Origin of the sequence: Primorskyibacter flagellatus (assembly GCF_048268605.1) — a bacterium.
In the GTDB taxonomy this organism is placed as follows: Bacteria; Pseudomonadota; Alphaproteobacteria; order Rhodobacterales; family Rhodobacteraceae; genus Primorskyibacter; species Primorskyibacter flagellatus.
This window is the reverse complement of record NZ_JBLWVF010000043.1, coordinates 1-8,037: the sequence shown is the minus strand read 5'-3', so window position 1 is coordinate 8,037 and position 8,037 is coordinate 1. Positions and strand designations below refer to the sequence as shown.

Here is an 8,037-nt window from a genome sequence, read left to right as displayed (position 1 = left end):
ATGACCGTCCTCCTTTGTGGATCATCGTAGACCCACCTTGGCACATTGATGCCGTCGGGGGGTGGTCACATCATCAACGCCAATCCAAATCCCAAAATACTGATAATGTTTGAAAAAGTGACGTTTCCGCTACGGTGCAATTTTCGTCTACCTGACATTTTTTTCTGTTCGGGGACTATGCCGCTTTGAAAAATTGGTGAGATACAACTTAAAACATGTGCATTAAATGCAACTAAAGTGTTAATATTTGCAATTTACGCAATATAACTTGGCAGCTACGTTTGCTCTACAAACAAGGGAGGATAATATGAAAAATTACAGGTGGTGCATGCTGTGCGCTGCAAGTGCAATTGCGCTTGCTACTTCGTTCGGACCGGCCGTTGCAGGCCCTGATGACGACACGCTTCGCGCAGCGATGGCTGAGGAAATTCTGAACCTCGATTACAATTACACGACAAAGCGCGAATACATCATTCTGGCGCAGTTGACGGACACGACGCTGTTCGAACTCGACCCTGAGACGCAAAAGATAAAACCGGCAGTCGCAACCGGATATGATTGGATTGACGACACGACGCTTGATATCACGCTGCGCGACGACGTAAAATTTCACGACGGGTCAAAACTCACTGCTGACGATGTGGCATATACCTACAATTGGATCGCCAACGCGGACAGTGAAAGCAACGCCACCGGGGTGGTTGATCGTTGGTTGGACAAAGCCGAAGTGACATCATCCACCACGGTGCGGTTCCACCTGAAATCGGTTTATCCTCTGGTTCTGCGGGATATGGCAAACCGGATCATGCTACGCAAGGCGGGTGCCTATAATGCGAATGGCGAGATTAACCGCGATGCGATGGCAAGCAACCTGATCAGCACGGGCCCCTACAAGGTGGCCAGCTTTGAGCCCGGGACCGAATTGGTGCTGGAACGGTTTGACGATTACTTTGGTGACAAGCCTGAAATCGGAAAGATCATCGTGCGCAACATCCCCGATATCGGGACACAGCAGGCAGAACTGATGTCTGGTGGTCTGGATTGGATGTTCAAAGTCCCGCTTGATCTGGCTGAAAGCCTTGGGGCCACGCCAATGGCCGCGCATAGTTCGGGCGCGGACCTGCGTGTCGGGTTCCTTGTGCTGGATGCGGGCGGATACACAGACCCTGATGGGCCGCTGACCAACGTATTAGTGCGCCGTGCGATCAACCATGCGCTGAACACTGAAGAAATGGCTGAATACCTGATCGGCGGTTCGGCAGAGGCGATCCACACAGCGTGTCATCCCGCGCAATTCGGTTGCGATCAAAGCTCGACCGCGTATCCTTACGACCCTGAAAAGGCCAAAGAACTTTTGGTTGAAGCAGGGTATCCAGATGGCTTTCCATTGGAAATCTGGGCGTACCGCGACAAAGCCGCATCCGAGTCTATCGCTGCTGATCTCACTGCGGTCGGCATTGATGTTGATCTGCGTTATGTTAAACTGGGTAGCCTGAATCAGGCCCGTGCTGCGCGCGAAATCCCCGCCTACTTTGGCACATGGGGATCGGGTGGTACTGCGGACACAGCCGCCATCGCGCGGATTCACTTTGCTGATGAATCTGACCGGAACATGTCGGGCGACGATGCTTTGGCTCAGTTGGTTCTCTCTGCCGAGCAAACCACGGACCAAGCTGCGCGCAAGGAAATTTATTCAGAAGCAATTGGTAAAATCGCTGACGAAGCCTATTGGGCCCCGTTGTTTTCGTACTCCGCCAATTATCTGCTGTCGCCAGAACTGAATTTTCCGCTTGATCCTGACGGATTGCCCCGTCTTCAAAATTCCAGCTGGAAGTAAAGTGATCTCAGCGGGGGCCATATCGGGCCCTCGCACCAATAAGGATTCCTGACATGCTGCGATATATCGCGCTGCGCGCCCTACTCGCGTTGCTGGTCGCCTTTACAGTCTCGCTTGCTGCTTTTTTACTGCTGAACGTTGCAGCAGATCCGGCCCAAGCAATCGCTGGCGAAGACGCAACCCCCGAAGTCATCGATGCCATTCGGGCACGTTATGGCTTGGATCGGTCTTTGGCAGTTCGTTACTTAGATTGGCTTGGCGGTGTGCTGCGCGGTGATTTTGGTGAGAGCTATTATTGGCACCAACCGGTTGCTTCGCTTGTCTGGGACCGTACGGATGAGACGATCACATTGGCGCTGTCGGCGCTGATGGTTACGATCCTTATTGCACTTCCCCTCGGCGCGCTGGCCGCGCTCAACCCCAATAGCTGGATCGACCGTTTTGCCCTTGGCGTCGCTGTGTCTGCCCAAGCGGTGCCAAACTTCTGGCTTGGTCTGATTATGATCATCGTCTTTGGCGTGACCTTTCCGATCTTTCCAGTGTCCGGGGATGACACATGGAGGCATTTTGTGTTGCCAGCCTTTGTGCTTGGCGCGTCGTCTGTGCCTGCGGTTATGCGGCTTACCCGCACGGGTTTGATTGAGGTGATGGGCGCAGATTATGTGCGCACTGCCCGCTCTAAAGGGTTTCGCGGAGGTGCCTTGCTGCGACGCCACGCCATGCGCAACGCGCTGTTGCCGGTGATTTCGGTGCTGGCAGTGCAGCTTGGCCAGAAATTTGGCGGTTCGGTCATCACCGAGTCGATATTCGCTATCAACGGCCTTGGTCGACTGGCGCTTGAATCGATCCTCGGCGCGGACATCCCGACCGTGCAAATGCTGATCTTCGTTTTCGCTATCGTCTTTGTCGCCATGAACCTGATCGCCGACATTCTGAATGCGGCGCTTGACCCGAGGATTCGTATCGGATGACCAGTTTAGATACTTCAAATGTCGCAGCGGATGGCCTCGATCCGCAAATTGATGCCAACGAGATGGGCGCGCTGACACCCCGCCAAATTTTTCGGGCGCGCGTATTGGGCCACCGCGGGTTTCTATTCGGGTTTGGCATTATCGCTGTACTTGTCCTGATCGCCATATTTGCACCGTTCATTGCACCGCATGATCCTTATGTGCAGTCTTTGTCGTCGCGCATGTTGCCGCCAGTTTGGGCTGACGGCGGGTCTTGGGACTATATCCTTGGGTCTGATCAGAACGGTCGCGATTATCTAAGCCGGTTGATTTACGGCACGCGCGTGTCGATCACCATCGGTTTGGGCGCTGCGTCGGTTGGACTGTTTATCGGTGTGACGCTTGGAGTGATCGCGGGCTATTTCGGTGGCTGGGTCGATCATGGAATATCGTTTCTGCTTACCGCGCAGCTTGCATTGCCCGGTCTGCTGCTGGCAATGGCGCTGGTGTTCATTATCGGGCCATCAATCTGGGTGGTAATCGGCATCGTTGGCGTGCTGCACTGGACGTATTATCTGGTGGTTACGCGCGCTGCGACGCAACGCATCCGTTCGCAGGATTTCATCGCCGCAGCGCAGGCATCGGGGGCGACATCGCGTCAGATCATCTGGCACGAGATCCTACCCAATTTGCTGAGTTCGATCATCGTGATTTTTACCTTCGAATTGGGCATCGCGATCCTTGCCGAAAGCTCGCTGTCGTTTCTGGGTGTCGGCATACAGCCGCCAACACCGTCATGGGGGCTGATGATTGCCGAAGGCAAACAGGCGATGTTTTACCGCCCGTGGTTGGTGGTTTTACCAGGTATTTGCCTCTTCTTTCTTGTGATTGGTGCCAATCTTATGGGCGACGGGCTGCGCGACATCACATCACCAGAGGGGCGCAACGGATGAGCATGCTTCTTGATATTCAGAACCTGAGTGTTTCGCTGCACCTGTCGGGCGGTACACTGCGCGCGGTTCGGGATGCGTCCTTTACTATCGAGCGCGGTGAAAGCCTTGGCATTGTGGGGGAAAGCGGATCGGGTAAATCGCTGACAGCGCTGGCGATCATGCGGCTGTTGCCGCGCGGGGCAGATGTTACGGCAAAGCGGTTGGCGTTCGATGGTCAGGCATTGCCTGAATTGTCGGATGTCGCCTTTTCCAAATCCATACCCGGCCCAAAGATCGGCATGATCTTTCAAGAGCCGATGACATCGCTGAACCCCGTATACACCATCGGCCGCCAGATGACCGAGGCTGCTGTGGCACTCAGGATGTTGACTGCGCCTGCTGCACGTCAAAAGGCGATAGATCTGCTGGACCGCGTGGGTATTCCTGATGCCGCGGCGCGGCTCGACCAATTCCCGCATCAAATGTCTGGCGGACAACGTCAGCGCGTGATGATCGCCATGACCCTCATGTTAGATCCTGATTTGTTGATCGCGGATGAACCCACCACTGCGCTTGATGTGACGGTTCAGGCACAAATTCTGGATTTGCTGGATGATCTTCGCCGCGAGCGACAGATGGGAATGATCCTGATTTCCCACGATCTGGCGGTGGTCGCAGAGCGCACCGATAAGGTTGCCGTGATGTACGGCGGCGAGATCATCGAACAAGGCACCTCGGCCGAGGTGCTGCGCGCCCCCGCACATCCCTATACGCAGTCTTTGCTGCAGGCGATTCCGCATCTTGGTGGCGTGCCCGGACGGTTGGGGGCGATCCCCGGAACGGTGCCGTCGTTGATACATCCGCCCAAGGGCTGCATTTTTGCGCCTCGGTGCAGTTTCCGTCGCCCCGAATGCACTGCAGCACGACCGCCACAAAAGACACATGGCGGCGATCACTTGGTGACTTGCGTATTGGACGAGCCACCAATCCAGAAACCGCATGTCGAAGCTTTGTTAGGTTTGGGCGCACTGGCAGGGGCCGAAGATGTTCTCGTCGCGGAAAACGTCACCCAGATTTTCCATTCTCGCAAGGGTCTGTTTGGGCCCAAGCGCGAGATACGGGCGCTGGATAACGTTTCATTGACGCTGAAACGCGGTGAGACACTGGCCGTGATCGGCGAAAGCGGGTCCGGAAAATCGACGCTCGCCCGTATTCTGTTGGGGTTGTCAGCCCCGACTGAGGGTAAGGTCAGCATGCTTGGCAAAGAGATCTCGACGCTTTGTGGCACCGAACGTGCGTCGTTCGTTCAACCCGTGTTTCAAGATCCCTATTCTTCGCTAAACCCGCGTCGGCGTCTGTCCGAGATCATTGCCCGCCCGTTGGCGTTGCGCGGTGATAGCGACCAAACCTCGCGGGGAAAAGCCGTTGAAGAGGCGATGGATCTTGTACGTCTGCCGAAACGCCTCCTGCATTCGTACCCTTCGCAATTGTCTGGCGGGCAACGCCAAAGGGTTGCCATCGCTCGCGCTCTCGTGACTCGCCCCGAGGCACTGATCTGTGACGAGCCGACGTCAGCGCTTGATGTTTCTGTGCAGGCGCAAATTCTGAATTTGCTGGATGATCTGCGCGCCGAAATGGGTCTGACCAGTCTGCTAATCACGCATGACATGGCGGTGGTGCATCAAGTCGCTGACCGCGTTGTCGTTATGTATCAAGGACGTATCGTCGAAGAAGGCCCGGCTCGCGACGTACTGGTCAATCCACAGGACGATTACACCACACGCCTGCTCGCCGCCGCCCCGCGTTTTGAATCTGAACTGGAGGGTGCCGTATGACCCTGACGCCCGCAACCCTTTTTGCTCGTGAAACAATTTGGCAATCTTGGCTCGATATTGAGGCCACATTGGCCGAGGTTCAGGCCGAAATGGGTATGATCCCGGACTGGGCCGCTCAGGGTATCCGTAAGGCTGCGACTTTGGAACGGCTGGGCGCAGATGCTTTGCGCGCTGATATTGCAGTGACGCATGCGCCGGTTCTGTCGATGTCTCGTTTACTGTCGCAGGCTGCGGGTGATGCGGGGGCCTATGTTCATTGGGGGGCAACCACCCAGAATGTCATGCAAACTGCACGCATCTTGTTGGTACGCGAGGCGGATATCAGAATTCGAGAGGCTTTGGATGGATCCCTAATCCGGCTGGCCGACATGGCGGAAGCCCACGCACAGACACTGATGGCGGGCCGGACCAATCGACAGCATGCATTGCCAATCACCTTTGGTTTCAAGGTTGCGGGCTGGATAGAGGAACTGTCTCGTGCCGTTGATCGGTTAGACGGGGGCAAGCGCCGTCTATCTGTGCTGCCGTTCGGTGGTGCCGTCGGCGCGATGCATGCCTACGGCACAGACGGAAAAGAGCTGAACGCACGTCTGGCCGCGCGTTTGGGGTTGGCCCCGATGATTGTCGCGGGGCGCGCAGTCAACGATGTATTTGCGGACTATGTTCTCCAGCTTTCGCTTCTTGCGATGAGCATCGAGCGTATTGCGGGCGAGATCTATCTGTTGATGACAGAAGAGATCGGCGAAGTTTCTGAACGCTTGGACTCGGGGACCGTCGGCTCATCGACCATGCCGCATAAGATTAATCCAAAATATGTTGTTGGTGTCTTGTCGGCCGCTATGGAATTGCGCTGCATCGCCGGCACTGCGCTGGAAACCGGACGCTCCAGTCATGAAGGAGATGCAGCGCCCAACCAACTTGTCAGCAACCTGCTGGATCGCGCTGTACCTCTTGCTTGGACCCTCAGCCAAGATTTCGCGGCTCTGCTCAGCCGGACCCAGGTAAATGCAGCACGCATGGCGGCAAATGCCCAGCGGAGCGGCGGCGCGATTGCTACTGAACAGTTGATGATGCTGTTGGCCCCAATGACAGGACGCGCAAAGGCACATGACCTGATCCACCATGCATTGGACCATCGCACCAACCCCGAGATGTCGGTGATTGATGCCATGATTGCGGACCCTGACATCATGGCGCATCTACAAAAGGATCAGGTCCAAACGGCGCTGGATCCGGCTGGCTATGTTGGCGACAGCGTTCGCATTTCGCACGATGCGGCAGCAATGGCGCGGAGTTTGATCAAGGCCCGTTAGATAAGATAAATTAAATGTCGCGCGTCTTGCTCTGCCTCACGGCGCGCTTCAATATGGGCGGATATCCCATCCAGAATGACCTCGGACATTTCCGTTCGCGGACCTTTAGCGTGGACGCTTGCATAGGTCAGCCATTCGTCCGTGCCCATCGGACGCATCGCCAACCCTTGCATCGCGGCAGGTGGCAGCATAGCGGCATCAATCAAGGTCAGCCCAAGGCCTTGACGGACCATCTCGATGGTCACCAGCGTAGAGCCGGTTTCAAAGGCAATCTTTGGTCGAATACCAGACTTGCCCATCACTTCATCAAGTCTGGAGCGCCACCGTTGTCCAATGCCCAATGTTACTAACGGCACGTCGGCAAGCATTTGCGGATCGATCTCAGACTCCGACGTTAGGGGGTGATCATCGGGCATCAACAAACACAACCGCGAACGCAAGAACGGCATAATATCCAGCGGGATGATTTCATTTTCGAGCGGGAGCGAGATCAGCCCCATATTATAACCCCGCACCGCCACCTTGCTTTCAATTTCGAAACGGCTCTCGACGTGGACAGTGCATTGTAATTCGACCCCTTCGCGGCGCAGTCTTGCGATGGTCGGCACCACTAAACCATTTGCCAGTGGTGCCGCCGTCACAACTGACAGCCAATTACGGGTACGGGTGCGAATGTCGCGCGCAATCTCGGGAATTTCGTCGATGCCATCCAGCGTGTTAGAAATCTGCTGATAAAATTGCATACCCTCGTCTGAAAGTTCCAGACTACGCTTGTCGCGGGAAAAGAGTGTGAGGGAAATTTGCCCCTCCAGCTGAGTAAGCAGTCGGCTTGCCGCGGAGGCCGATAGGTTCAGCCTGTTGGCCGCCTCTGAGAGAGAGCCCGTCGCGACAACATAGCGAAAGAGGCGCAACCCTTTGAGATTCACTATCGCTCCTATCGCATGTGCTTTTCGCAACAGATACGTGGAACGTTGCGGTCAGATCAAGCTAACTTTTGTATTCACCCTGACGCGTCCTGCTAGAGTCAGGATGCATTGATTTTCGTCGCTCAGCGTGCTTCACGGCTCGGAAAATGGAGCGGTGACATGAGCGTCCTTTTCTGGCTGACCGACGCGCAGATGGCACGTCTGGAACCATTCTTTCCGAAATCACATGGCAAGCCTCGGGTCG

The 8,037-nt window shown here is 55.7% G+C and carries 6 protein-coding genes and 1 pseudogene; 6 read left to right on the top strand and 1 reads right to left on the bottom strand.

Features of this window, described 5'->3' with window-relative positions; translation table 11 throughout:
- Window positions 1–415: 415 nt before the first annotated feature.
- From ACN0WV_RS19305 to ACN0WV_RS19285, 5 genes are read left to right on the top strand one after another with little or no spacing between them, the layout of a single operon-like run.
- Complete coding sequence (locus ACN0WV_RS19305) at window positions 416–1,837, top strand: ABC transporter substrate-binding protein (RefSeq protein ID WP_417607869.1); 1,422 nt, start codon at window positions 416–418, stop codon at window positions 1,835–1,837.
- Between the two features lie 53 nt (window positions 1,838–1,890).
- On the top strand, window positions 1,891–2,808 hold the full coding sequence (locus ACN0WV_RS19300) for an ABC transporter permease (protein WP_417607868.1): 918 nt from the start codon (window positions 1,891–1,893) through the stop codon (window positions 2,806–2,808).
- A complete protein-coding gene (locus tag ACN0WV_RS19295; RefSeq protein WP_417607867.1) occupies window positions 2,805–3,740 on the top strand; it encodes an ABC transporter permease in 936 nt (311 codons plus the stop codon). Before ACN0WV_RS19300 ends, ACN0WV_RS19295 begins: the two co-directional genes overlap by 4 nt.
- A complete protein-coding gene (locus ACN0WV_RS19290) occupies window positions 3,737–5,554 on the top strand; it encodes an ABC transporter ATP-binding protein (protein WP_417607866.1) in 1,818 nt (605 codons plus the stop codon). Before ACN0WV_RS19295 ends, ACN0WV_RS19290 begins: the two co-directional genes overlap by 4 nt.
- The gene (locus tag ACN0WV_RS19285) at window positions 5,551–6,867 is read left to right on the top strand and encodes a lyase family protein (protein ID WP_417607865.1); all 1,317 of its coding nucleotides are present in this window, start codon (window positions 5,551–5,553) and stop codon (window positions 6,865–6,867) included. The genes ACN0WV_RS19290 and ACN0WV_RS19285 overlap by 4 nt, the downstream gene beginning before the upstream one ends.
- On the opposite strand, the gene ACN0WV_RS19280 is transcribed toward ACN0WV_RS19285, so the two are convergent.
- Window positions 6,864–7,793, bottom strand: a complete 930-nt coding sequence (locus tag ACN0WV_RS19280; protein WP_417607864.1) for a LysR family transcriptional regulator — start codon at window positions 7,791–7,793, stop codon at window positions 6,864–6,866. The two genes, ACN0WV_RS19285 and ACN0WV_RS19280, sit on opposite strands and share 4 nt — an antisense overlap.
- Before the next feature lie 159 nt (window positions 7,794–7,952).
- On the opposite strand from ACN0WV_RS19280, the pseudogene ACN0WV_RS19275 reads away from it, so the two are divergent.
- Window positions 7,953–8,037 (top strand): annotated as a pseudogene (locus tag ACN0WV_RS19275) (IS5/IS1182 family transposase); the annotation flags it as partial.

Excerpts from the sequence above, each read along its gene's own strand:
- ACN0WV_RS19305 (WP_417607869.1), top strand. The coding sequence starts at position 416 with ATGGCTGAGGAAATTCTGAACCTCGATTACAATTACACGACAAAGCGC.
- ACN0WV_RS19300 (WP_417607868.1), top strand. The coding sequence starts at position 1,891 with ATGCTGCGATATATCGCGCTGCGCGCCCTACTCGCGTTGCTGGTCGCC.
- ACN0WV_RS19295 (WP_417607867.1), top strand. The coding sequence starts at position 2,805 with ATGACCAGTTTAGATACTTCAAATGTCGCAGCGGATGGCCTCGATCCG.
- ACN0WV_RS19290 (WP_417607866.1), top strand. The coding sequence starts at position 3,737 with ATGAGCATGCTTCTTGATATTCAGAACCTGAGTGTTTCGCTGCACCTG.
- ACN0WV_RS19285 (WP_417607865.1), top strand. The coding sequence starts at position 5,551 with ATGACCCTGACGCCCGCAACCCTTTTTGCTCGTGAAACAATTTGGCAA.